This is a genomic window from Atopobacter sp. AH10, from assembly GCF_003664595.1.
Classification (GTDB): domain Bacteria; phylum Bacillota; class Bacilli; order Lactobacillales; family Aerococcaceae; genus Atopobacter.
Map to the genome: position 1 here is coordinate 22,325 of NZ_QXPZ01000031.1, position 22,041 is coordinate 44,365.

At 38.9% G+C, this 22,041-nt stretch carries 21 protein-coding genes; 16 read left to right on the top strand and 5 right to left on the bottom strand.

Annotation, left to right across the window (positions count from 1 at the left end):
- Window positions 1-15: 15 nt before the first annotated feature.
- From mraY to D3H64_RS06940, 10 genes are all read left to right on the top strand, one after another.
- A complete protein-coding gene (gene mraY, locus D3H64_RS06895; protein WP_370448462.1) occupies window positions 16-915 on the top strand; it encodes a phospho-N-acetylmuramoyl-pentapeptide-transferase in 900 nt (299 codons plus the stop codon).
- A 404-nt stretch (window positions 916-1,319) separates the two neighbouring features.
- The gene (murD, locus tag D3H64_RS06900; RefSeq protein ID WP_158589249.1) at window positions 1,320-2,678 is read left to right on the top strand and encodes a UDP-N-acetylmuramoyl-L-alanine--D-glutamate ligase; all 1,359 of its coding nucleotides are present in this window, start codon (window positions 1,320-1,322) and stop codon (window positions 2,676-2,678) included.
- 2 nt (window positions 2,679-2,680) lie between these two features.
- On the top strand, window positions 2,681-3,772 hold the full coding sequence (gene murG, locus D3H64_RS06905) for an undecaprenyldiphospho-muramoylpentapeptide beta-N-acetylglucosaminyltransferase (protein ID WP_121565521.1): 1,092 nt from the start codon (window positions 2,681-2,683) through the stop codon (window positions 3,770-3,772).
- Window positions 3,773-3,998: 226 nt separating this feature from the next.
- Window positions 3,999-4,733, top strand: coding sequence for a cell division protein FtsQ/DivIB (locus tag D3H64_RS06910; protein WP_121565522.1), 735 nt, complete (start codon window positions 3,999-4,001; stop codon window positions 4,731-4,733).
- 108 nt (window positions 4,734-4,841) lie between these two features.
- Entirely contained in the window at window positions 4,842-6,233 is a 1,392-nt protein-coding gene (ftsA, locus tag D3H64_RS06915; RefSeq protein WP_121565523.1) for a cell division protein FtsA, read from the top strand.
- Between the two features lie 22 nt (window positions 6,234-6,255).
- Complete coding sequence (gene ftsZ, locus D3H64_RS06920; RefSeq protein ID WP_121565524.1) at window positions 6,256-7,518, top strand: cell division protein FtsZ; 1,263 nt, start codon at window positions 6,256-6,258, stop codon at window positions 7,516-7,518.
- 67 nt (window positions 7,519-7,585) lie between these two features.
- The gene (locus D3H64_RS06925) at window positions 7,586-8,152 is read left to right on the top strand and encodes a cell division protein SepF (RefSeq protein WP_121565525.1); all 567 of its coding nucleotides are present in this window, start codon (window positions 7,586-7,588) and stop codon (window positions 8,150-8,152) included.
- A 23-nt stretch (window positions 8,153-8,175) separates the two neighbouring features.
- On the top strand, window positions 8,176-8,436 hold the full coding sequence (locus D3H64_RS06930; protein WP_199700148.1) for a YggT family protein: 261 nt from the start codon (window positions 8,176-8,178) through the stop codon (window positions 8,434-8,436).
- 9 nt (window positions 8,437-8,445) lie between these two features.
- A complete protein-coding gene (locus tag D3H64_RS06935; RefSeq protein ID WP_121565526.1) occupies window positions 8,446-9,234 on the top strand; it encodes an RNA-binding protein in 789 nt (262 codons plus the stop codon).
- 14 nt (window positions 9,235-9,248) lie between these two features.
- Window positions 9,249-10,487: a DivIVA domain-containing protein gene (locus tag D3H64_RS06940; protein WP_121565527.1), complete on the top strand. Its 1,239-nt coding sequence runs from the start codon at window positions 9,249-9,251 to the stop codon at window positions 10,485-10,487.
- 78 nt (window positions 10,488-10,565) lie between these two features.
- On the opposite strand, the gene D3H64_RS06945 is transcribed toward D3H64_RS06940, so the two are convergent.
- The gene (locus tag D3H64_RS06945; RefSeq protein WP_121565528.1) at window positions 10,566-11,135 is read right to left on the bottom strand and encodes an NADPH-dependent FMN reductase; all 570 of its coding nucleotides are present in this window, start codon (window positions 11,133-11,135) and stop codon (window positions 10,566-10,568) included.
- A 404-nt stretch (window positions 11,136-11,539) separates the two neighbouring features.
- Between D3H64_RS06945 and argF the strand changes: the two genes are divergently transcribed.
- A complete protein-coding gene (gene argF, locus D3H64_RS06950; protein ID WP_121565529.1) occupies window positions 11,540-12,538 on the top strand; it encodes an ornithine carbamoyltransferase in 999 nt (332 codons plus the stop codon).
- Between the two features lie 192 nt (window positions 12,539-12,730).
- On the opposite strand, the gene D3H64_RS06955 is transcribed toward argF, so the two are convergent.
- Together D3H64_RS06955 and D3H64_RS06960 are read right to left on the bottom strand one after the other, a co-directional pair.
- Window positions 12,731-13,999 (bottom strand): toxic anion resistance protein, encoded by a 1,269-nt coding sequence (locus D3H64_RS06955; RefSeq protein ID WP_121565530.1) that lies wholly within the window; start codon window positions 13,997-13,999, stop codon window positions 12,731-12,733.
- Window positions 14,000-14,236: 237 nt separating this feature from the next.
- On the bottom strand, window positions 14,237-15,127 hold the full coding sequence (locus D3H64_RS06960; protein ID WP_158589250.1) for a 5-bromo-4-chloroindolyl phosphate hydrolysis family protein: 891 nt from the start codon (window positions 15,125-15,127) through the stop codon (window positions 14,237-14,239).
- A 186-nt stretch (window positions 15,128-15,313) separates the two neighbouring features.
- Here D3H64_RS06960 and D3H64_RS06965 point away from each other — a divergent pair, with 186 nt between their 5' ends.
- From D3H64_RS06965 to D3H64_RS06975, 3 genes are all read left to right on the top strand, one after another.
- Window positions 15,314-15,916, top strand: coding sequence for an NUDIX domain-containing protein (locus D3H64_RS06965; protein WP_121565532.1), 603 nt, complete (start codon window positions 15,314-15,316; stop codon window positions 15,914-15,916).
- 66 nt (window positions 15,917-15,982) lie between these two features.
- Window positions 15,983-16,351 carry a hypothetical protein gene (locus D3H64_RS06970; RefSeq protein WP_121565533.1) on the top strand — a complete coding sequence of 123 codons (369 nt, stop codon included), beginning with the start codon at window positions 15,983-15,985 and terminating at the stop codon, window positions 16,349-16,351.
- 164 nt (window positions 16,352-16,515) lie between these two features.
- A complete protein-coding gene (locus tag D3H64_RS06975; RefSeq protein ID WP_121565534.1) occupies window positions 16,516-17,115 on the top strand; it encodes a cysteine hydrolase family protein in 600 nt (199 codons plus the stop codon).
- Between the two features lie 298 nt (window positions 17,116-17,413).
- Here D3H64_RS06975 and acpS read toward each other — a convergent pair whose 3' ends face one another.
- Window positions 17,414-17,761, bottom strand: coding sequence for a holo-ACP synthase (acpS, locus tag D3H64_RS06980; protein WP_121565535.1), 348 nt, complete (start codon window positions 17,759-17,761; stop codon window positions 17,414-17,416).
- A gap of 188 nt (window positions 17,762-17,949) precedes the next feature.
- Complete coding sequence (gene rpsD, locus D3H64_RS06985) at window positions 17,950-18,561, bottom strand: 30S ribosomal protein S4 (RefSeq protein ID WP_121565536.1); 612 nt, start codon at window positions 18,559-18,561, stop codon at window positions 17,950-17,952.
- Between the two features lie 437 nt (window positions 18,562-18,998).
- On the opposite strand from rpsD, the gene D3H64_RS06990 reads away from it, so the two are divergent.
- The gene (locus tag D3H64_RS06990) at window positions 18,999-20,729 is read left to right on the top strand and encodes a septation ring formation regulator EzrA (RefSeq protein WP_121565537.1); all 1,731 of its coding nucleotides are present in this window, start codon (window positions 18,999-19,001) and stop codon (window positions 20,727-20,729) included.
- Between the two features lie 66 nt (window positions 20,730-20,795).
- Complete coding sequence (locus D3H64_RS06995) at window positions 20,796-21,923, top strand: cysteine desulfurase family protein (RefSeq protein WP_121565538.1); 1,128 nt, start codon at window positions 20,796-20,798, stop codon at window positions 21,921-21,923.
- The last annotated feature ends 118 nt before the right edge of the window (window positions 21,924-22,041 follow it).

Sequence of the window (22,041 nt, forward strand, 5' to 3'; positions counted from 1 at the left end):
TTAGTTGCCACTATTATGCCTTTTTACATTCAATTTTTAAAACAGCATCAATTTGGACAGGAAATCCGTGAAGAAGGTCCAAGTTGGCACCAGAAAAAAAGTGGAACCCCAACAATGGGTGGCCTAATTTTTATTGTGACTAGCCTCTTTTTCCTCCTAGTCATGTGGGCAATGTCCTTTTCAATGACAAGTGAATGGTTGCCTTTACTGATCACTTTGCTTGGATTTGGAGCTATAGGCTTTGTAGATGATGCCATTAAAGTTTTCCGTCATCATAATGAAGGCTTTACCTCTAAGCAAAAATTTTTCTGCCAAGTTGGCCTAGCTATTCTTGTCTGGGCGAGCCTCTATTTTTCGGTAAACGACTGGCAACTTCATCTTGCTTTCTTCAAACTATCTTCTCCCCTTTTGACGCTTTTGTTTACAGTGTTTTGGTTAGTAGGTTTCTCCAATGCAGTCAATTTAACGGATGGTTTGGATGGTTTAGCGGGGACGACAACAGCCATATCTTTTCTAGCTTACTTTTACCTAGCTTATCAAGAAGGATTTTCTAGTATAGAGGCTTTCTCTGCTTTACTCATTGGAGGGTTACTTGGCTTTCTTATCTACAATAAAAAGCCAGCTAGGATTTTTATGGGGGACACAGGTTCTTTAGCTCTTGGTGGTTTATTGGCGCTAATGAGCTTGATGCTAGGTCGTCCTTTGCTATTACTTTCTTTAGGGATTATTTATGTGATAGAAACGGCTTCAGTTATCTTGCAAGTGATCAGTTTTAAGACGACAGGGAAACGTATTTTCAAAATGAGTCCTATTCACCATCATTTCGAAATGTGTGGATGGAAGGAAACGTCAATCGTAGCTGTTTTTGCGCTTATAACCGCCGTATTTAGTTTGTTAGCGATCCATTTATATTAAAAAGCTTCGGCTATATTAAAAGGCTTTGGTCAATAGTAGAGACTCTACTTGCTAAGAAGGGGCTAGTCATTAAATTCTCATACAAGTAGACGATCTAAGGCATAAGGGGGTTTAATTAGTTCATCAAGCAAATGTTATAAAGAGCAACTTGATGAAGGATTTTTATTAAAAGATAAGTCGACAATGTGCCTGCTTTAAGCTATTTTCTTGTCAATTATGAAAGACTTATTTGCTAGCTTTATTAGCCTTATGCTTACAAGAAGTTTAGCTTGTGTTAAAATATGTTTTTGCAGAGATGAATCAAGAGTATCTCTGCTTTCAACAGAGGTTTTGGGCTTCTTAGAAACCTTTGTTGAAAGCAGTTAGATCATAGGCAATAGTTATTAAAGGAAAGAGGAAATATCGTGAAAGAATCAGCATTTGAAGCAAAATCGGTAGTGGTTTTGGGCGTAGGATTAACTGGTCGTGCAGTTGCCCGTTTAATGAAGAAGATGGGAAAGAAAGTTCTTGTGAATGACCAAAACCAAACGCTTCCGGATGATGTGAAAGAAGAGTTTGATCGATTAGGGATTCAGACTGTTTTAGGTGGACACCCTTTATCCCTCTTAGATGGGGATGTCGATGTTTTGATTAAGAACCCAGGTATTCCTTATAAGAATCCTTTAGTGGCAGAAGCTATCAGAAGGGGGATCCCAGTCATTACTGATGCAGAATTAGCTGGGTTACTCAGCGAGGCGCCTATTATTGGTATTACTGGGAGTAATGGGAAAACGACGACCACTAAAATGACAGATCATATTTTAAGTCAAGCTTTTGGTAAACGGGTCAAGTTAGGTGGGAATATAGGTATCCCGATCGCGGATCGATTGCCAGAACTCAGCCCAGAAGATTTCTTTTTGTTAGAATTGTCTAGCTTTCAATTAGAAGGGACAAAGAAGCTCCGCCCATATATTGCGGCTATTACAAATATTTATGGGGCTCACTATGATTATCATGGGTCTCGTCAAGCTTATTTAGCCGCTAAAATGAAGATTACAGCCAATCAAGGGCCTGACGATTATCTGATTTACAATGCTCATGATAAAGAATTAAGTCAATTGGTTCATGAACACTCTAAAGCAAAATTGTTGCCATTTGATGCCTACCAATTCTTTGACAAAGGTGCTTGTGTAAAAGATGATAGGATCTATTATGATGGAAAAGAAGTGATGAAGACCACAGATCTTGTTTTGCCGGGTGTTCAAAACATTGAAAATGCCTTAGTTGCTTTATCTGTAGCCAAAATTCTAGGTGTTGACAACGAGACTATCCTTCATAGTTTGAAAAGTTTTTATGGGGTTAAACATCGCTTGCAACGAATTGATGACTATCATGGAGCACATGTCTATAATGATTCAAAGGCCACAAATATTGCTGCAACGACTATTGCTTTGAAAAGCTTTAATCAACCGATTCGATGGATTGCAGGAGGATTGGATAGGGGCAATGGTTTTGAAGACTTGTCTCCTTATGTGAGTCATGTGGCTTCTGCTGTTGTGTATGGGCAAACAAGACAAAAATTAGCCGATTTTTGCCGAGAAATGGCTATTCCAGTTACTGTCGTGGATAATTTGGAAGAAGCGGTAAAGCTTACGGCAGCAAGTGTTCAAGAAGGAGAAATTCTTCTCTTCTCTCCAGCATGTGCTTCATGGGATCAATTTAAAACATTTGAACAACGTGGGGATTGTTTTATTCACTACATGGATCAACTGAAAGGAGAATAAATGTGTCACGACCATTACGAATTGTTTTATCAGGAGGCGGTACAGGAGGGCATATTTATCCTGCCTTAGCCCTAGCACGATATATTGAAAAGAAAAGGCCAGGGACACAATTCCTTTATATCGGTTCTGAACGTGGCTTAGAAAAAAACATTGTCCCTAAAACTGGCATGGCCTTTGAAATGGTCAAGATTCAAGGCCTCAAACGTTCCTTGTCCTTGGAAAATTTTAAAACCCTTTGGTATATGATAAAGAGCACTGCCAAGGCAAAAAAACTCCTAAAGGAATTTAAACCGGATGTGGTGATTGGTACGGGAGGATATGTTTGTGGACCAGTTCTTTTGGCGGCTAGTCAATTACACTATCCAAGCATTATCCATGAACAAAATAGCGTAGCAGGGATTACCAACAAGTTCTTATCTCGCTTTGTTAGTCGTATTGCTATTTGCTTTGAAGATGTAGCCAAGGATTTTGGGTCATGTAAAGATAAGTTGGTCTATACGGGAAATCCTAGAGGGCAAGAAGTGATTGAACAAATAAAAGACTCCCTAGATCATCAAGGGGATAAAAAAGAAGTCTTGATATTTGGGGGGAGCCAAGGCGCTGAAGCCATCAATACTGCTTTCTTGGAAGCTTATAAGGAACTGGCTAAAAGAAACTATCGAGTCACTTTAGTAACTGGTAAAAAACTTTACGATCAAGTGAAGGTAAATTTGACGGAAGATCTGAGAGACAATATAGAATTACTCCCTTATATAGACGATATGCCGGAAAAGCTTGCGAGATGTAATTTGATCGTCTGCCGGGCAGGAGCGACAACTTTGACAGAAATTACGGCACTAGGTTTACCAAGTATTCTTATCCCTAGTCCTTATGTAACAGGGAATCATCAAGAGCACAATGCACTAAGTTTAGCGGAAAAAGGAGCTGCTGTTTTGATACGTGAGAGTGATTTGACTGGAGAGTTACTCTTAAAGGAAATGGACAGTATATTAAATGATCCTGTGTGTGAAAAAATGATGGCTCAGGCTGCCTATGACATGGGTGTAAGAAATGCTTCTGAACGAATTTTGGAGCTGATTGAAGGATTACTTTAAGATCACTAGCTTATAGAGAGTTGACGATAAAGTTCGAATGTAAGGGATATAAGATAGTTGTTTGTTACAAGAGCTAGCTGAGTAATTGAAAGGCCATGGGATGAGCAAGGCTAGACATAACTTTGGACTTAGTAGAATAGGTCCCTATAGACGACTAAAGCTATAGGGGCCTGTTATAGCTATTTTGCCCCTTGACTGATATAGTGGGAAAGAGAAGGGAGTTTCCATGAAAGGACGAATTGATTTTTTCTTATATCGCCTCTTGTTTTTCCTGATGGGGCTCACTGGCTTATATCTCTTATCGCCTTTGGGTCAAATTCAGAGTGTTAAGGTTTCAGGAAATCATTTGATTTCAAGTCAAGCTATAGTGGAGCATATGGACATCAGAAAGGGAACAAGCCTAATCGATGCTTTTCTGCAAAGAAAGCACTTGGAAAATATGGCGCTCCAGACTTCTCCTCAACTTTTAGATGCGCAAGTTAAAATTTTTGTTGATGGGAAAGTTTATCTAAAAGTGGATGAAGCTAAGCCACTTGCGAGATGGAAGAGGGGCAAGAGATCTTTTTATGTGATGAAAAATGGTGAATTTCTACCTGGTCCATCTCGGAATAATAACAAGTTATTGCCACTGATTAGAAGTGATTATCTACCGGATCAGGTCAAGGATATGTTGAAGGATTTGGATCGTTTGGATGATGAGATCCGACAAGAAATTGCTGTGATCCGTTTTTCTAAAAAAAATGGTGATAAGGTTGACTTGTTAATGAACGATGGCCAACAAGTACTGGGTAAACGACAAGATATTTTTAAGAAAATGGCCTACTATAAAGAGATGAAAGCCATCATCGGCTCAAAAAAAGGCTGGCTCAATTTAGAAGAAGGGGCCTATTTTAAAGCTCGTGGATCTAATAATTGGGAAGTTGTGGAGAATGATTGGGCAAAAAATGGTGAGGATAGGTAAATCTTAAGGCAAATGCTATAATTTCCCTCTGATTTTATGATAAAATGGACGTGTATGGATTGAAAAAATATAAAGGAAAAATTGGAACATTAGGAGGGTTCGATTGAAATGAATCAGCAACATATTTATGTTAGTTTAGACATCGGAACCACTTCTATTAAAGTCGTCGTTGCGGAGTACGTCAAAGGACAAATTAATATTGTTGGAGTAGGTACCGAAGAAAGCCAAGGCTTGTCAAGAGGGGTCATCGTTGATATTGACGAAACTGTTGCCTCCATTAAGAGTGCAGTTCGCCAAGCTGAACAAAAATCTGGGATGAAAATTCGTCAGGCAGTTGTAGGCATTCCATCGAACCAAATTCAAATTGAAGCCTGCCACGGAATGATCGCAGTAGCTAATGATAATCGTGAGATTACGGACAAAGATGTCTTTAACGTTATTGCGGCTGCAAAAGTTCGTTCAGTGGCGCCTGAACGGGATATTATTTCTGTTTTACCAGATGAATTTATTGTCGATGGTTTCGATGGTATCAAGGATCCACGTGGCATGATAGGCGTTCGTTTGGAACTTCATGCCAAATTGGTTACAGGGCCTCGGACGATTATTCACAACATTAAACGCTGCGTTGAAAAAGCCGGCTTAACTTTAGTGGATTTAGTGGTTCAACCCATTGCAACTGCACAAGTTGCCTTAACTGAAGGAGAAAGAGAGTTTGGCACATTGCTTTTAGACATGGGTGGTGGACAAACGAGTGTTTCCGTTTTCCATGAACAACTCATGAAGTTCTCGTTTGTAGACCAAGAAGGTGGCGATTTTGTCACCAAGGATATCTCTATTATTTTGAACACTAGTCTGGACAATGCAGAACAAATTAAACGTGAATATGGCTATGCTGTATCAGCCGATAGCTCTTCAGAAGAATTTTTCCCAGTTGAAACAATTGGAAAGAAAGAACCCATACGGGTGGATGAACATTATCTTTCCGAGATTATTGAAGCACGCTTATTGCAAACTTTCCAAACTATCAAGCGGGCTTTAGAAGAAGTCAATGCCTTAGATTTGCCTGGGGGAATGATAATTACCGGGGGAGCAGCTAGTTTGCCTGGAGTACTTCCTTTAGCCGAGGAAGTGTTCGGACTTACTGTGAAACCATATATGCCAGATCAAATGGGGCTACGGCACCCATCCTATTCTAGCTCTCTAGGCTTAATTGCCTATAGTTGCCAATTAGGAGAAATTGATCGGATTGCGCAAAAGTCTAATGCTCCTAAATCCATCACTGTTCAAGGAAGTGACCCAGTTAGTCTAAAGCTTCCAGAAAAAGGACAAGAGGAGTCAGCTAAGAATCTTAGAAAGCCAAGTCCGATTGCTAATAAAAGTAGTGCGCGTCAAATGAAGAAAACAAAAGCGCATGAAGAACAAGTCAGTGCTTTTTCCAAAAAATTACACGATTTTTGGAAACGTCTATCAGCTTTCTTTAAATCGCTAATGGAAGAGTAGTAGGACATCTAGGAGGATAAAAATGGAATATACTTTCGATAATGCTATGGAAAATGGCGCAGTAATTAAAGTCATCGGTGTCGGGGGAGCAGGGAACAACGCTGTTAACCGAATGATCGATGAAGGTGTACAAGGCGTCGAATTTATCGTAGTGAATACAGATACCCAAGCCTTAAAAGGGGCAAAAGCTGAAACTAAAATTCAATTAGGACCTAAGTTGACAAAAGGTTTAGGGGCTGGCTCTGTTCCTGAAGTTGGTCGTAAAGCCGCTGAAGAAAGTGAAGAACAATTGAAGGAAGTCCTAAAAGGGGCTGACCTTATTTTTGTGACTGCTGGTATGGGTGGCGGTACAGGGACAGGTGCTGCACCGATTGTTGCCAAGTTAGCTAAAGAAGCTGGCGCTTTAACAGTTGGGGTTGTGACACGTCCTTTTAGCTTTGAAGGCCCTAAACGTGGTCGCTTCGCAGCTGAAGGTGTCCAAGCGATGAAGGAAAATGTGGATACTTTGGTTATCATTTCTAACAATCGTTTGTTGGAAATTGTCGATAAGAAAACACCAATGTTGGAAGCTTTCCGTGAAGCCGATAATGTCCTTCGCCAAGGTGTTCAAGGGATATCTGATTTGATTACTGCTCCTGGTTATGTGAACTTAGACTTTGCTGATGTGAAGACTGTGATGAAAGATCAAGGGTCAGCCTTGATGGGTATTGGTATGGCTAGCGGTGAAAACCGGACAATTGAGGCCACTAAGAAGGCAATTTCTAGCCCATTATTAGAGGTTTCTATTGAAGGAGCTGAACAAATCCTCTTGAATATCGCTGGGGGACCAGATTTGACCTTGTTCGAAGCACAAGACGCCAGTGAGATTGTTGCTCAAGCATCCTCTACTGAAGCGAATATTATCTTTGGTACCTCTATTAACGAAAACCTTAACGATGAAGTTATTGTTACAGTTATTGCGACAGGTATTGATGAAGATAAACGTGCTGAAAAACGTAAATCTCCTGAAAAACGGCAAACACCTTTTGCCAGTCGTAACACTATTGGCAATCAACCAGAAGCTTACAAAGAAAAGAAAGCTGTTAAACCAGTTAAAGAAGAAAAGAAAGAAAGCAAATTGTTCGGTGATTGGGATATCAAACGTGAATCTACCCATAGAGAAAACCAAGACGTTGAAGTCAAGAGAGCTGGTTTTGACACCGACATGCCACGAGTAGAAGAACACCGTAGCAATGAAGATGATGGGTTAGACACACCGCCTTTCTTTAGAAAACGGAATCGGTAAGCTTAGTGAAGGAGGTCTGGTCTCGGCCAGACCTTCACTATTACTCAGATAAAGAAAGGATGGGATTATGGGTCTTTTAGATTCACTAAAAAACTTTATGTTACAGCCTGAAGAAGATGGCTATGCTGATTATGATAATTATGAGGATGGGGACGAAGTTGTATCTAGTAATGAAGCCAAAGCTCAAGAAGAAGGTAGTCGGAGTCAAAAGACTTATCAAGCCTCCTTATCACAAGAACCCATAATGGCTGAAGAAACATACACTAGAAGAGAGAATCGGCAAGCTGTGCGCAGTGCACATGATGAAAAATATCTTAGTGATCGAGCCAATAGGGCAATTACGAATAAGCCGGTTTCAGTTATCCATGTGGTAGAACCAAGAGTTTATGATGATGAAATCAAGGAAATCGCAGAGGAATTAATTTCTGGCAAAGCGGTCATTATTAATTTTAATAAAGTAGATAGTAAAGATGCGCTTCAAATCGTTGATTTTATATCAGGTGTGACCTATGCCATTCGTGGGGATATGCAAAAAATTCGTGAAGGAATTTTTATTGCCACCCCAGCTAGTTTAACTATAGAAGGCATACTTAAAGAACAAGAAAGCTTGAATCATTTCTTTTCAAGTCACTAATCACTAAAGTGAGGTGAAGTCAAATGATGCATGTGCTATTAGCCCTGTATAAAATATTAGATCTATATAGTATAGTCTTGGTCGCCTATGCTCTTTTATCGTGGTTCCCAAATGCTAGAGATTCTAAGCTGGGTATTTGGATAGATAAACTGTGTGAACCAGTAATGGAGGTATTTGATCGAATGATCCCGTCATTCGGTGGGGTGAGTTTTTCTGTACTAGCAGCAGTTTTATTCATTCAGTTAGCTCAGAAGGGTATACTCGTTTTATTAGCAAAAATGTAGAGGCGTTTTATGGATCCAGATATTTTACAGCACTTTAAACCAGAAGAAGAAATCTTTCTTGACCGTATCGATGAATTGAGGGGGCAAGTTTTGGATCGTTATGCCCCAGTGTTAACTGGTTTTTTAGATCCACGTCAACAGTTTATTGCCCGCTCAATTATTGGCTATGATGGGGAAGTTCGATTGGCCTTTGAGGGGGGCTATAATGATAGTGAAAGGAAGAGAGCGATTCTCTTTCCCTCTTACTTTAGACCAGAAACAGAAGATTACCAATTGAACTTATTGGATATTTCCTATGCTAAAAAGTTTGGGGAACTTTCACATCCGCAAATTCTGGGGGCTCTCTTAAATACAGGAATTGATCGAAAGTATATTGGAGATATTTTATCTGATGGAGAGAACTGGCAAATAGTAATTGATCAAACAATTTGCCCTTTTGTAATGCAAGAAGCAACAAAAATTGGTAAAATGAAGGTTAAGTATGCTATTCGTCCATTAACAGAAGTGATCTTACCAAAAGATTTTTGGGAGCTTATAGAGGTGACTGTGACTAGCTTGCGATTAGATTCTGTTATCAGCGCTGGCTTTCATGTGTCTCGTCAAAGAGCTAAAAACCTTGTACAGCAAGGAAAAGTGCGAGTTAATTGGATGGAAACAGAACGAGTAGATGCAATGCTTGCTTTAATGGATATCGTGTCAATTAGGGGCTTAGGTCGCTTACAACTTCGCCAAATAAGAGGTCGAAGCAAAAAAGATCGTATCCATATCACATTGGGTTTATTAGAGAGAAATAAGTAGAAGGGGAGACAGTGATGAGTTTGACACCATTAGACATCCATAATAAAGAGTTCTCTGTTCGTTTACGGGGTTACGACCAACAACAGGTGAATGATTACCTAGATGAAATTATTCGTGAATTTGAAAATCTTCTCATGAAGCAAGAGGAAATGGAGAAGAAAATTCAATTTAACGAAGAAAAGATTGCCCATTTCCATGGCATTCAAGAAACCTTAAACAAATCGATTATTGTGGCACAAGATGCTGCAGATCGTCTCAAACAAAATGCGAACAAAGAAGCAGAAATGATTATTTTTGAAGCAGAACGTGTAGCCGATAAAATTTTGAAAGACGCTGCTCGTCAAGCGACAAAGATTAATCGCGAAACTGACGCTCTTCAACGTGATAGTCGTGTCTTCCGTCAAAAAGTACAGTTAATGATTGAAACTCAATTAGAGATGATCAAGAGTGAAGAATGGGACAAATTATTAAATAACAGTCAAGGCCCTGAAGTTATTGCGCCTACCGTAAAAGAGGTTATGGATGATCGTAAACGACGGGTTAAGGAAATGTCTAAAGAACAACGGCGTGAAGAAGTGCAAATGATGCGTAAGTCTCATGGTATGAATCCGGCAGTTGAAGACTTGACACAAACTAAAGCCTTTAAGCCATTATCTGATGAGCAAATCAAACGAGCTCATGTGCATCAAACGACCACTTTTGAAACCTTTCATCCTGAAAAGAAAGTCTTAGGTGAAGCTGTTGAAGATAAAAAGGCTAAAAGTCCTAGCCCAAAATTGGGGGAAACGCAAAAAATTACTCCAGTTAAAGAGCAAAAGCATGAAAAAGATAACTTTGAAGCAACAACTCCTTTGAAAGGGAAAGCTGTTGAAGAAAAAGCTCCTGAAGCTAAAGCAGCTACTGCCTCTGCACCAGTTGAGATGAAAGAAAAAACAATTATTACCGATGATGCTACTATTCAAATAGGTCAAAAGAAAGATGCTCCAATTCTAGCTAAGGAAGAAGAGGCAAGTCAGCCTAAAGAAGAGAAAAATGAAACTCCTCAAGTAGCTCCCTCAGTAGAAGAAAAAGCAGATGATTGGAAAGATTCCACTCAACGGATAAGAGTCCGCTCTGAAGGGGAAGCTTTGAAACAACGTCTAGCTGAACGCCAAGGGAAAGCAGAAGCTGGTAAGCCACTAGCAGGGGCTAAACGTCCACGTGTCATTCACTCTAATCAAGAATTTACTTTTGAATTACCGGATGATGAATAAAGTTATCACAGAATGTTCGGTCAGAAATAAATAAAAAAAGCTTCCATCCAGATGGATGGGAGCTTTTCCTATGTGTCATTAAGCTTTAGGATTTTTTTCGATTAAAGCTTCGAATTTCTTGATGTAGTTAGAAACAAATTCTGTAGTAGATTCTTTTGTGAACTGACCATCGCCCACTAATTGGTTGGAATGACCTAGGAATACTTCCGGTTGTTGAATAGTTGGCATAGTAAAGTAAGAAAGAGCAAGGCGAAGGTTCTTTTGAGAAGAGTAACCTCCCATAGCGCCAACAGAATGGCTAATAATAGCGACAGGTGTATTAGTCCAAGCAACGTCCCCATTTGGTTTAGAGCCAACATCTACAGCATTTTTCAAGCATGCTGGGATAGTCCGATTGTTTTCAGGTGTTACAAATAAGACACCGCTAGCATCCTTAATGCTTTGACGAAAACTCTTGTAAACTTCTGGTAATGGGAAATCAGTTTCATCAGGATTATCATAGTCAGCGTTATAGAGTGGCAAATCTCTAATTTCTAAGATTTCAGGATCGAAGTCTTCAGAAAAGAAAGATTGGCAAATTTTAGCAATTTTTCTAGCGATAGATTCCTTGCGTAATGATCCAACAAGAATAACAACTTTTTTAGACATAAGGCTAGTCTCCTTCTTTTTATAGTCTTCAGTAAAATGAATTCACTGATGGATTAATTTTATTGTATCTTGGCAATTACATGGGGTCAACCGATATGCAAGTCTGGCTGAATGAAAGGCTAATTAAGAGGGAAGGCAAGTCTAGCTTAGATAAGGACTATAGATAAAAAAGTATAATCAAACTCAAAAAAATTTTGACTGTTTAAAAAATTATTGGAAGGTAATTTTTTTATTAAAAAGTGGTAAATTTAAAGATAATTGCCCATCCTTTGCCGGATATCCCTTGTAAAAAACCGTAATTTTGGCTATACTTAAAGCGTTGACATATAGTAGAGGTACAGAAATGTAAACCCTTCCTCTTCTTGAGTCGCATCTAAAAGCAACCATTTAAGGAGGAAATATTGATGCAAAACTTACGTAACCGGAACTTTTTGACCTTGCAAGATTTCACTAAGAAAGAAATTTTATTCTTATTGGACTTGGCAGCAGATTTAAAGAAGGCCAAATATCTAGGAACTGAACAACCACGTTTGAAGGGTAAAAACATTGCTTTAATTTTCGAAAAAGCCTCTACACGTACTCGTTGCTCTTTTGAAGTCGCTGCTTTTGACCAAGGCGCTCATGTGACTTATTTAGGCCCAACAGGTAGCCAAATGGGTACTAAGGAAACAGCTAAAGACACAGCTCGTGTACTTGGTGGGATGTACGATGGGATTGAATATCGTGGCTTCTCTCAAAAGACAGTAGAAGAATTAGCCGAATTTTCTGGTGTTCCAGTATGGAATGGCTTGACTGATGCTGACCACCCAACACAAGTTTTAGCTGACTTCTTAACAGCTAAAGAAGTTTTGAAGAAACCTTACGAAGAAATTAACTTTACTTATGTAGGGGATGGCCGTAACAATGTGGCTAATGCTTTGATGATCGGGGCTTCTATTATGGGGATGACTTTCCATTTGGTATGTCCAGATGCTTTGCGTCCAGAAGATGAACTTCTAGCTAAATGCCAATCTTACGCTGAAAAATCAGGCGGTTCTATCTTAATCACTTCTGACATTGAAGAAGGGGTTAAAGGCTCTGATGTCCTTTACACTGACGTGTGGGTATCTATGGGTGAACCTGATGAAGTATGGAAAGAACGTCTTGAATTGTTAGAACCTTATCGTGTAACGAAAGAAATGCTTGAATTAACAGGCAACAAGAACGTTATTTTCGAACACTGCCTACCAAGCTTCCACAATACTGATACGAAGATTGGGAAACAAATCTTTGAAAAATATGGCATCTCTGAAATGGAAGTTACCGATGAAGTCTTCGAAAGCGAACACTCTGTAGTCTTCCAAGAAGCTGAAAACCGTATGCATACGATTAAGGCTGTAATGGTTGCTACTTTAGGGGACTAACCAGTTCCACTTTAATTAAGCATAAAATAAAAAAAGGTCAGTTGCATAGCAACTGGCCTTTTTACTACTTATCTAAAAAACGACTAGAAAATAGCCCCGATACAGTTTAAGAGGAGTAGCGAGGCTATTAAGTGGAACAGCAAATAAGTTCCTTGATCAGTTAGTGAGAATGGATTCGTCAGCGCTCGAGCTCTAATCTGCCCATGATCTTTCTTTGCTGGTTAGTTCTAAAAGTTGATTCTTTAAATGTTCTTCCATTTGAGAAAGTTCACGTTCAGCCAGTCTACGTTTATGACGACCTTCTTGTTGGATTCTTATAGTTTCTTCTAAAGATTGAACTAGGTTGGACTGAGTTTTTTGTAGAGTTTCAATATCTATAATGCCCCGTTCATTTTCTTTAGCGGTTTCGATAGAAGATTGCTTGAGCATTTCGGAGTTTTTGATCAATAAATCATTGGTCGTTTTAGTGACAGCTTTTTGTGCTTCTAAGGCATCGCGTTGACGAACAAGCGTTAAGGCAATGGCAATTTGATTTTTCCACAGAGGAACAGCAGTCGTGACTGATGATTGGATTTTTTCTGCTAGAGCTTGATTGGTATTTTGAATTAAGCGAATTTGAGGAGCTTGTTGAATGGTCATTTGTCGGGTGAGTTTTAGGTCGTAATTTCTCTTGTCTAGGCGTTCGACGAAGGCATTGAGGTCATGAACCTTTTGGACGTCCATTTGGTCACGTGAAGCTTTCGCTTTTTCTATAGCTTGTGGAATGATGCGCTTTTGTAAATCATCTATCTTTAATTCACCTGCTGCAATATAGACGTTGAGGGCTTCATAGAAATTTTTGTTCTGCTGGTAAATTTTTTCTAAGGTGATATTATCGTTGATTAGGCCGTTCCTTTCGTGACTTAAACGCATAGCAATTTTATCGACCTGATTACCTATTTGTTGGTATTTAGCCGTTATTTCGTAAACAGACTGACGTGCTTTGCCAAACCAACGAGCAAAAATATTTTTCTCAGCTTGTTTGAGTTCTTTTGGATCTGTTTCATTCAATTTAAACATCAGTTCTGTTAAACTTTCGCCAATAGCTCCAGTATCTTTTACCCGAACATGAGAAAGGATGGAATGACTAAATTCACCTAATTTTTTTTGCGCAGCAGCACCATAAGTGATAAGGGCTTGGGCGTTGTTTTCGTCAATTTGTTTCGCTAATTGTTGCGCCTGTTGCTTCCGTTCATCTGTCAAGGAATCCAATAAACGGGTTGTAGTTGTAGTGCTAGATACTTTCGTGATGCCTAAATCGCTAGTCCCATCCAATGATGATTCAGCTGGATTTTCAAAAGGATTGGCTAAAAGATCATCTAGGCTAGTGGATTTTGCGTCTCCTGGAGAATGTTGAAATAAGTTATCACTTTCTAAAGCTGTATCGTCTATTGAGTTATTTTGGGGATCAATTGCTGACATAAGCTAGCCTCCTATTTTTACATGGGTATGTGGTCAGTGTTATTATTAATGATCTTTGTATGTGATAGCTTGAAAGGAAGAGGTGAAAAGCCCTATTGATAGACTAGTGTTTCCTCGTGCGACGACTGAGATAGAGCATCTTTTTTGGGGGGATCATCTTCATTAGCTTCTGGTGTAGTGTCTTGGAGGCAAGGTATAAAGACCTAGCCAAGGATTTAAAGTTAAAGAACATAAAGTTTAAAATTCATCAAAGTTATCAAGGTTTTTATGAGAGAGCGATTTATCTTGTTGATGTGCATTGATTAAAATTTGCTCTAATTCTTTATCTGGATCGTTCAACCATTTTTTCATATCTGGCACATTAAGGTCAGCATCTTTTTGAAAGCCTGTCAAAAGATCCTGTTCTTTTTGCATCCGTTCTTCTATCAATTGTAGGTTAATGCCGATGTCCTCGATGTCGTTTTCCATAAAAATCTCATAAGATCGCTGGATATTTTGGCAAAGAGCTTCTAAAGTTTCCAGTGAACGGTTGAGGGTTTGATAGGTCATCTTCGATTTAGAGACATGGCTTTGAATTTCAATGAACTTTTCAGTTATCTCCAAGAAAGTAGGCAGGTAGGAATAAAGGAAAGCCTCTGCTTCATTCATGCGTTTTGGGTGATCACAGATGGCTTTAAAATAATCTTTTAGGATGGGCAGTAAATCATATCGCTTGGCAATCACATTTAATTTTGTAGATTGTTTTAAAAGTTTTTCAATCGATAGAATTTGTTGCTTACTTTTGGCCATTTGCTTACGGAAGAAAAGGATATCCTCATCATCCATGCCTTCGCTATAGTAAAATTCGAGACGTTCCTTTTGTATAGCGGGTATAGCATTTTTATTTTTTCTAAAACGATGCGATCGGCTGCTGCCATTTGACCGTTTTAGGCGTAGAAAGTTACTCTCTATAAGAGCTGGAGCGATATAACGATAAATGATAAAACCTGGAATATAGCCTAAGAATGAAATAATTACCCAAGTTTCAGTCAAAGAGGGATTGAGCATACTCAATACTAATCCTGCTGAGAAGACTAAGAAAAAGAGGATATTGTAAGCTCGAAATGTTAGATAGTCATTTTTCTCCATCGTCATCATCCTTTCATGGTCACTTCTAGTATAGCAAAAAAAACAATGCTTCCTTATAAGACTTAGGGATGATTTTTAGATGGGGTCAATTTATGGTAAGCTAAGTGTGGTAAAATAAGTTAAGTTTATCTTAAATAATCTTTATCTGGATTGATAATTGAGATTTTTATCACGAGGAGGGATAGTGTGAAAAAGAGCAAATTGAATTTAAAATCTGCAAAAGATGAGGCCTTTACTGAATCTACTCTATCAGAAGAGGAAATATTTGATGGAAAAGTTGTTCATCTCTATCGAGTTACGGTATCTTTACCAAATGGGCAAATAGCTACAAGGGAGATTGTCCGTCATCAAGGTGCTGTTGCAGTGATGGCTTTTACTTCGGATGGAAGCTTGATTCTAGTTCGTCAGTATCGTAAGGCTGTCGAATCTGTTCAATTTGAAATCCCAGCTGGTAAAATTGAAGGGAATGATAGGGATCCTTTTGAAACCATCCAGAGAGAATTAGAAGAAGAAACGAAAATGGGCGCTAAATCTTGGACTTATTTACGCAAGTTTGCGACAAGTATTGGTTATTCAAGTGAGGTTCTCTATTTGTATGAGGCTAACGACCTTTATGCGATAAAAGATCCAAAAGATGAAGACGATGATGAATTTCTAGATTTAGAAGCTGTGACATTTGACCAAATGACTGAAATGATAGAAAAAGGGAAAATTCTGGATGCTAAAACCTTAATGGCTTACGATTTATGGCGAATTAAGCGTCTTACAGCTGATCCATTGAGCTCATGATGGCAGTAGGGATGAAGTTTTCAATTAGGATCTAGAATAAAGAGGCGAATAAAAAGGAGAGAGTGGATGGGAAGATCAGACCGTCATCACAAAAGAGCTATAGAAAAAAAGAATTACTTCCAGGCTTTGTGGCCATTTAATAAAGAGAATGATCGAGACCAAAGAGAAGAAATGATTGAAGATCAGGCGAATTATTATGAGGGAAGAAATGAAGGGGAAGAAGGCTATGCTGATTTTCAGTATAGTTCTTCCTCAGATAGTCTTAGAGGAAGAAGCATCGAAGAAGAATTTGGAGAAGAGAAAAGTTCACTGGGTCAAGTAGGACGTTTAAAAAAGCAGAAAAAAATGAAGGCCTATGACCGCTTCTTAAATAGAGCGATTGCTTTAACGCTTGTGGCGATTATTGTAGTTATTGTATTAGCCTTTATTATATAAAAACTAGCTTAAATAAGTAGATGAGTTAAACTAAGTTTTTTGGCCTAAACTTGATCTACACTCAATACTATGGATTTCATCTAAGTTAATGGAAAGATGATTCGCTAAAGAATATAGTTTGATACGAGCCCAAGGGTATGGGTTTATTTAGGAGGGGAAATGAAATGCGAGCATGGTTAGTCATTGACTATACAAATGATTTTGTTGCAGATGATGGGAAATTGACCACTGGGAAAGCGGGTCAAGTGATTGAAGGGACTATTGTAGAAGCCATTAAATATGCTGATGCATGTGGGGATTATATTGTCTTTCCTACAGATGGGCACGATCCCAAAGATAAATATCATCCTGAAAATAGACTTTTCCCAGCTCACAATGTTATGGGAACAAGCGGGCGCTTCCTTTACAAGGGGGTAGGACGCTGGTATGAAGAACATAAGAAGCAAGAAAATGTTTATTGGATGGACAAACGCTATTATTCCTCATTTGAAGCAACAGATCTTGACCATCGTTTACATGAACATGGGATAAAAGAATTGATTCTCATGGGAGTTTGCACGGATATTTGTGTCTTACATGCCGCAATCGATGCCTATTATAGAGGCTATGATGTGACAGTCTTAAGTGATGGGGTAGCTAGCTTTTCTCAGTCAGGTCATGAATTTGCTCTTAATCATTTCCCATCAACTCTAGGGCAAAGGGTCTGCAGTTTAGAGGAATTGAAGGAGAGCGATCTAGTCGCATTAGCTCATCAAAAGGAATAGACGGTCAGCAATTTGAAAAAGTGAGTTTATAGAGTTAGCTTATAAATTTAGCTTATAAAGTTAGCTTATAGAGAGAGGTTGAAAATTTAGGTAGGATCAATTTCTAAATGAGCTATGGCTGATCTATTGATTCAAAGCTGAATCTAACTTCTTTCTAAAATACAAGAAGCCTATAGAATTGATTGACCCCCTAAAGAGAGATTGAAAAATCTAACTTTAGGGGGTCTTATATTTGATAGATGATCCGTGCCTTAAGCGTTTAATAGTATAGCTCTAGCCTCTACAAGACTTTAGACTATTAATCTAAATAAACAATAGCGGTTGCTAAATCTTTGTCGTGGGAGATGGAGATCAAAGCTTGTGATGGATAAGGAGACCTTGCGATATAAGGTCTACCAGAAGCTTCATTCAGCACTTCTATATCTTGAAAACTTAATTGAGGGCCGATGCCAGTTCCATAGGCCTTACTGAAGGCTTCTTTAGCAGCGAAGCGACCTGATAAGAAAGTCACCTGACGATCGCCTTTAAGTTTATTAAAGAGATTTATTTCAGCTGGGGTAAGAATGCGCTTGATAAAATTAGGGTGCTTCTGAATAATTTGTCGAATACGATCTTGATCAACTAGATCAATCCCAATGCCTTTCATATGGGGGACTCCTTTCAAAAATAACTAGAGGATGCCTGTTTATTATAATCTAGAAAGAGGGGAGAGGCTAGGGGAAGACTTGTAAAAGAAGGTAAAAAAAAAAGAGAGCGATGACTCGCCCTCTCACAGTTCATTTGCCTGAAAAGTTTGTATATGAGTTTCACTGCAGAACTGATTTTTAGTCTAAATTAACCTAATTTGTTGTAGTATTCAACGATGAAGGATTCATCAACGTCTTGAGTCAATTCTTCACGAAGAGGAAGACGAGTTAAGGAACCTTCTAATTTGTTTTCGTCAAATTGAATGAATTCTGGACGACCGTATAAGCCTTCTAGAGATTCTTGAACGATCTTCAATTTTTGAGAACGTTCACGTAAACCAATTACTTGGCCAACTTCAACTTGGTAGCTAGGAATATCAACACGTTTACCATCGACAGTGATGTGGCCGTGGTTAACTAATTGACGAGCTTGACGGCGAGTTGTTGCAAAGCCTAGACGGTAAACGACGTTATCTAAACGTTGTTCCAACATGATCATGAAGTTTTCACCGTGTTTACCTTCTTTGATCTTGCCAGCCTTCTTGAAGGTGTTAACGAATTGACGTTCGTTCAACCCATACATGAAGCGTAATTTTTGTTTTTCTTGTAATTGCAAACCATATTCAGTAAGTTTGCGACGACGGTTTGGCCCTTGTTGCCCTGGAGCGTAAGGACGACGGTTGAGTTCTTTACCAGTGCCGGTTAAAGAAATGCCAAGACGGCGAGATTTTTTCCAGCTTGGTCCTGTATAACGTGACATAGAATGTCCTCCATTCAAAAATAGTTTGGAGTAAAATTACGCCACATAAACTTCGTACCACGTTCAGAGGATTTTAGAATTTCACCTATAAGCAGCCGTTGGTTACTATTCCCACCATAGTATGGACAACCCTCTGTTGACGTCAGTCTAGTTTACTGCTGCAAATTTTACACAAAATTCATTTTAACAAACACTTATTTTGCTGTCAAGGGAAAAGTGGAAACTTTCTTGTGGTTAGACAAGTCTTAAAAAGCAGGAAATTATTTTTAAACGATTGATGGGACTTTCTTTTATAAAATTCTGATGAGTGAGGCTTAAGTGGATGAACTTGACGCCGATATTTGCTATACTGTAAAATGATACGAATGGTGGAGGGGAAGGCATAGAATAGGGTCACCACCACAAGATCGGAAGAGAATTTAATTGGAGGAATAGCTATGAACTCCGGCAATGGCTTTTTAAATATTTTATTAGGCTTGATTATCTGTGTACTAGTCGGGTACGCCATTTTTTATTATTTTCAACACCAGCAAAGGAAGGACATCGAGGCATTAGAGAAGACCAGAGAGGATTTATTAAAAATTCCAGTGGCGGATCATATCTATAAACTGAAGAAAATGCCTTTGACTGGGCAATCTTTACGGGATTTTGACAGCCACCAAGCCACTTGGCAGACGATAACTCGTTTTTCATTTCCTGAAATTGAAACAGAAATTGCAAAAGCTAAAGAAGCTAATGAACGTTTTAACCTCGTTCAAGCGAATAAACATTTGAATCAAGGGAAGGAACAAGCTGAAAAGACCAAGACCAGTATTGAAAATGTTTATAAACAGTTACAACTTTTATTGGAAAGCGAAGCTGAGAATCGTCAAAAATTTGAATGGGTGAATGATAAATTCAAGGAGTTAAGGAAACAAGTTCTCTCGCAAAGTGTGCTCTTTAAAGGAGCTTTGCCTGCAGTTGAAAAGCGCTTGGCCTATGTGGATAATGATTTTGATAAATTCCAAAACCTCTCTACTGCTGGGGATCACGTGGGAGCTAGAGCTTGTTTAGATGAGATCGAAAAAGAAATCAATGAATTGACAGATATCAGTCAACAAATTCCTGATTTAACGGAACGCTTAGATCACGATCTAGTGGCACAAATTGCCGATATTCGCTCTGGCTATCAACAAATGGTCGATCAACAATTCGTCTTCCATAAATTGGATGTTTTAAGTGAAATTAGCGAATTAGAGCAAGAAGTGAAAAAAGCAACGCAAGCCCTCAATCAGATTGAGGTAGTTGAAGCTAAGCAAGTTTTGGATCGACTAGAACGAGATGTTGATCAACTTTATGATAAGTTAGAAGCTGAAGTGGAAGCTAAGACTTATGTACTGCATAATACGAAAGCTATTCATGAGCAAATCGTCAAATTACAGCATAACAATCATTTCCTTGGCCTAGAAATAGATCGTCTGTCTCAAAATTACGTCTTAGAAGATAGTCATCAGGCGAATTTAGATAAGGTTGAGGAGCAACTAGATAAGGAACAACGCCTCCTACAACATTATGATAAGGAATTAGAAGGTCATAGTGTAGCTTATTCAGTTGTTGCCACTCACTATGAAGTTTTAGAGGGGAAATTGCAATCCATTTTTGATGAACAACAAGCCTTAATGGCCTTGTTATCCTCTTTGAAGACGAGTGAAGATGAATTGAAAGCCAACTTGGATGGCTATGAGCTTGAGATGCGAAATATGAAGCGTTTCGTTGAGAAATACCATCTTCCTGGTCTGCCTAAGTCTTATTTGCAACTCTTTTTTAAGAACACTGATTTAATTGAAAAGTTAGTGAACGAATTGGATCGTGTGAAGATTGACTTGAACGAGTTGAAAGATCTGGATAATGCGATCAATAACAATATGGAAAAGCTTGATGAGCAAACGGAAGCTATTGTGGATCAAGCGCGTTTAACGGAAGCCAGCATCCAATATGCTAACCGTTATCGTTTAGAAGATGAACAAGTCGCTCGAGCTATTCAGTCTAGTTTACAAGTCTTTGACAGCACTTATGACTATGAAAAAGCTCTTCATATTATTCAAGCAGAGTTGGAGAGAGTGGAACCAGGTTCTTCTAGAAAGGTTCAACAAACTTATTTCTCTGAAAAGGACAAGCGCTTGATTTAGAATGAGAAGACAAGAGAACCGGTGCGTCTAAGGGGGCATCGGTTCCTTCATGTTTAGGAGGATATGATGATTTATTTGGATAATTCAGCCACTACTTTTCCTGATGAAGAAGCTCTCGTGACCTATACTAAGGTAGCTAGAGAATATGTGGGAAATCCGTCTAGTTTACATGCTTTAGGGGAAAAGAGCTACCATCTCTTAGAAGCAGCTCGTTTGCAAATTGCTGATTTGTTGAACAGAAAGAAAGATGAAATTATATTCACATCTGGAGGAACGGAAAGCAATAATCTTGCCATTCGAGGAACCGTAGAGGCAAAAAGGGAATTTGGCCGACACGTGATTACTTCTTCAATTGAGCATCCTTCTGTTTTAGAAAGTTTGGGTCAACTTAAAGAAGAAGGGATAATAGATCTCACTGTTTTACCGGTTAGTTCAGAAGGAAAAATTTCTATAAAGGATTTATCAGCAGCTATACGAGAAGACACGATTCTTGTGACCACTATGGCAGTGAATAATGAAGTTGGAGCCATCCAACCCTTAAATGATATTGCTGAACTTTTAAAAGCCTATCCAACCATTCATTGGCATGTAGATGGGGTGCAATCTCTTGGCGCTTTTTCCGAGATTATACCGCATGAGAGAATAGATCTGATGTCATTTTCAGCACATAAATTTCATGGACCTCGTGGAGTGGGCTTCCTCTATAAAAAACATGGTCGGGTCATTAGTCCTCAATTAACTGGTGGTGGTCAGGAAAATGGTCTACGATCCACGACAGAAAATTTAGCTGGTATTTGTGCCATGGCTAAGGCTTTAAGACGTCACCCTAATCACGGGGACTGTCAACCACTTCAAACTTTATTGAAGAAGACAGTGGCCTCTTTAGATAACGCCTACTGGTTATCCCCAGAAGATGGAGTACCTTATATTAATTGCTTTGCCCTAGAAAATGTTAAGGGAGAAGTCTTATTACACGCTTTGGAAGAAAAAGGAATTTATATTTCCACCACTAGCGCTTGTTCCAGTAAGGCACTTTCAGGATCCCATACTTTAAAAGAAATGGCTTACCCAGATCAGATAACAAGGGGAGCTGTTCGAGCTTCTTTTGGGGATCAAACAACTCTTGAAGAAGTTGAAGCCTTTTGCCAAGTATTGACTCAATTAGCAGAACATTTTGCGAAAGTTTTTGCCTAGAATAATTGGCGGATCATTTTGCGAAAGTTTTTAGCTAGAGGTAGTTGTCGGAGCATTTTGTAAAAGTCTTTGTCTAGAAATAATTGTCGGAGCATTTTGTAAAAGTCTTTAGCTAGGA

Coding starts and splice junctions, on each gene's coding strand:
- rpsD (WP_121565536.1), bottom strand. CDS start 18,561: ATGTCACGTTATACAGGACCAAGCTGGAAAAAATCTCGCCGTCTTGGC.
- D3H64_RS06940 (WP_121565527.1), top strand. CDS start 9,249: ATGAGTTTGACACCATTAGACATCCATAATAAAGAGTTCTCTGTTCGT.
- ftsA (WP_121565523.1), top strand. CDS start 4,842: ATGAATCAGCAACATATTTATGTTAGTTTAGACATCGGAACCACTTCT.
- D3H64_RS06960 (WP_158589250.1), bottom strand. CDS start 15,127: ATGGAGAAAAATGACTATCTAACATTTCGAGCTTACAATATCCTCTTT.
- D3H64_RS06930 (WP_199700148.1), top strand. CDS start 8,176: ATGATGCATGTGCTATTAGCCCTGTATAAAATATTAGATCTATATAGT.
- ftsZ (WP_121565524.1), top strand. CDS start 6,256: ATGGAATATACTTTCGATAATGCTATGGAAAATGGCGCAGTAATTAAA.
- D3H64_RS06970 (WP_121565533.1), top strand. CDS start 15,983: ATGGGAAGATCAGACCGTCATCACAAAAGAGCTATAGAAAAAAAGAAT.
- D3H64_RS06925 (WP_121565525.1), top strand. CDS start 7,586: ATGGGTCTTTTAGATTCACTAAAAAACTTTATGTTACAGCCTGAAGAA.
- argF (WP_121565529.1), top strand. CDS start 11,540: ATGCAAAACTTACGTAACCGGAACTTTTTGACCTTGCAAGATTTCACT.
- D3H64_RS06955 (WP_121565530.1), bottom strand. CDS start 13,999: ATGTCAGCAATTGATCCCCAAAATAACTCAATAGACGATACAGCTTTA.
- D3H64_RS06995 (WP_121565538.1), top strand. CDS start 20,796: ATGATTTATTTGGATAATTCAGCCACTACTTTTCCTGATGAAGAAGCT.
- D3H64_RS06910 (WP_121565522.1), top strand. CDS start 3,999: ATGAAAGGACGAATTGATTTTTTCTTATATCGCCTCTTGTTTTTCCTG.
- D3H64_RS06975 (WP_121565534.1), top strand. CDS start 16,516: ATGCGAGCATGGTTAGTCATTGACTATACAAATGATTTTGTTGCAGAT.
- D3H64_RS06990 (WP_121565537.1), top strand. CDS start 18,999: ATGAACTCCGGCAATGGCTTTTTAAATATTTTATTAGGCTTGATTATC.
- D3H64_RS06935 (WP_121565526.1), top strand. CDS start 8,446: ATGGATCCAGATATTTTACAGCACTTTAAACCAGAAGAAGAAATCTTT.
- D3H64_RS06945 (WP_121565528.1), bottom strand. CDS start 11,135: ATGTCTAAAAAAGTTGTTATTCTTGTTGGATCATTACGCAAGGAATCT.
- acpS (WP_121565535.1), bottom strand. CDS start 17,761: ATGAAAGGCATTGGGATTGATCTAGTTGATCAAGATCGTATTCGACAA.
- mraY (WP_370448462.1), top strand. CDS start 16: ATGCCTTTTTACATTCAATTTTTAAAACAGCATCAATTTGGACAGGAA.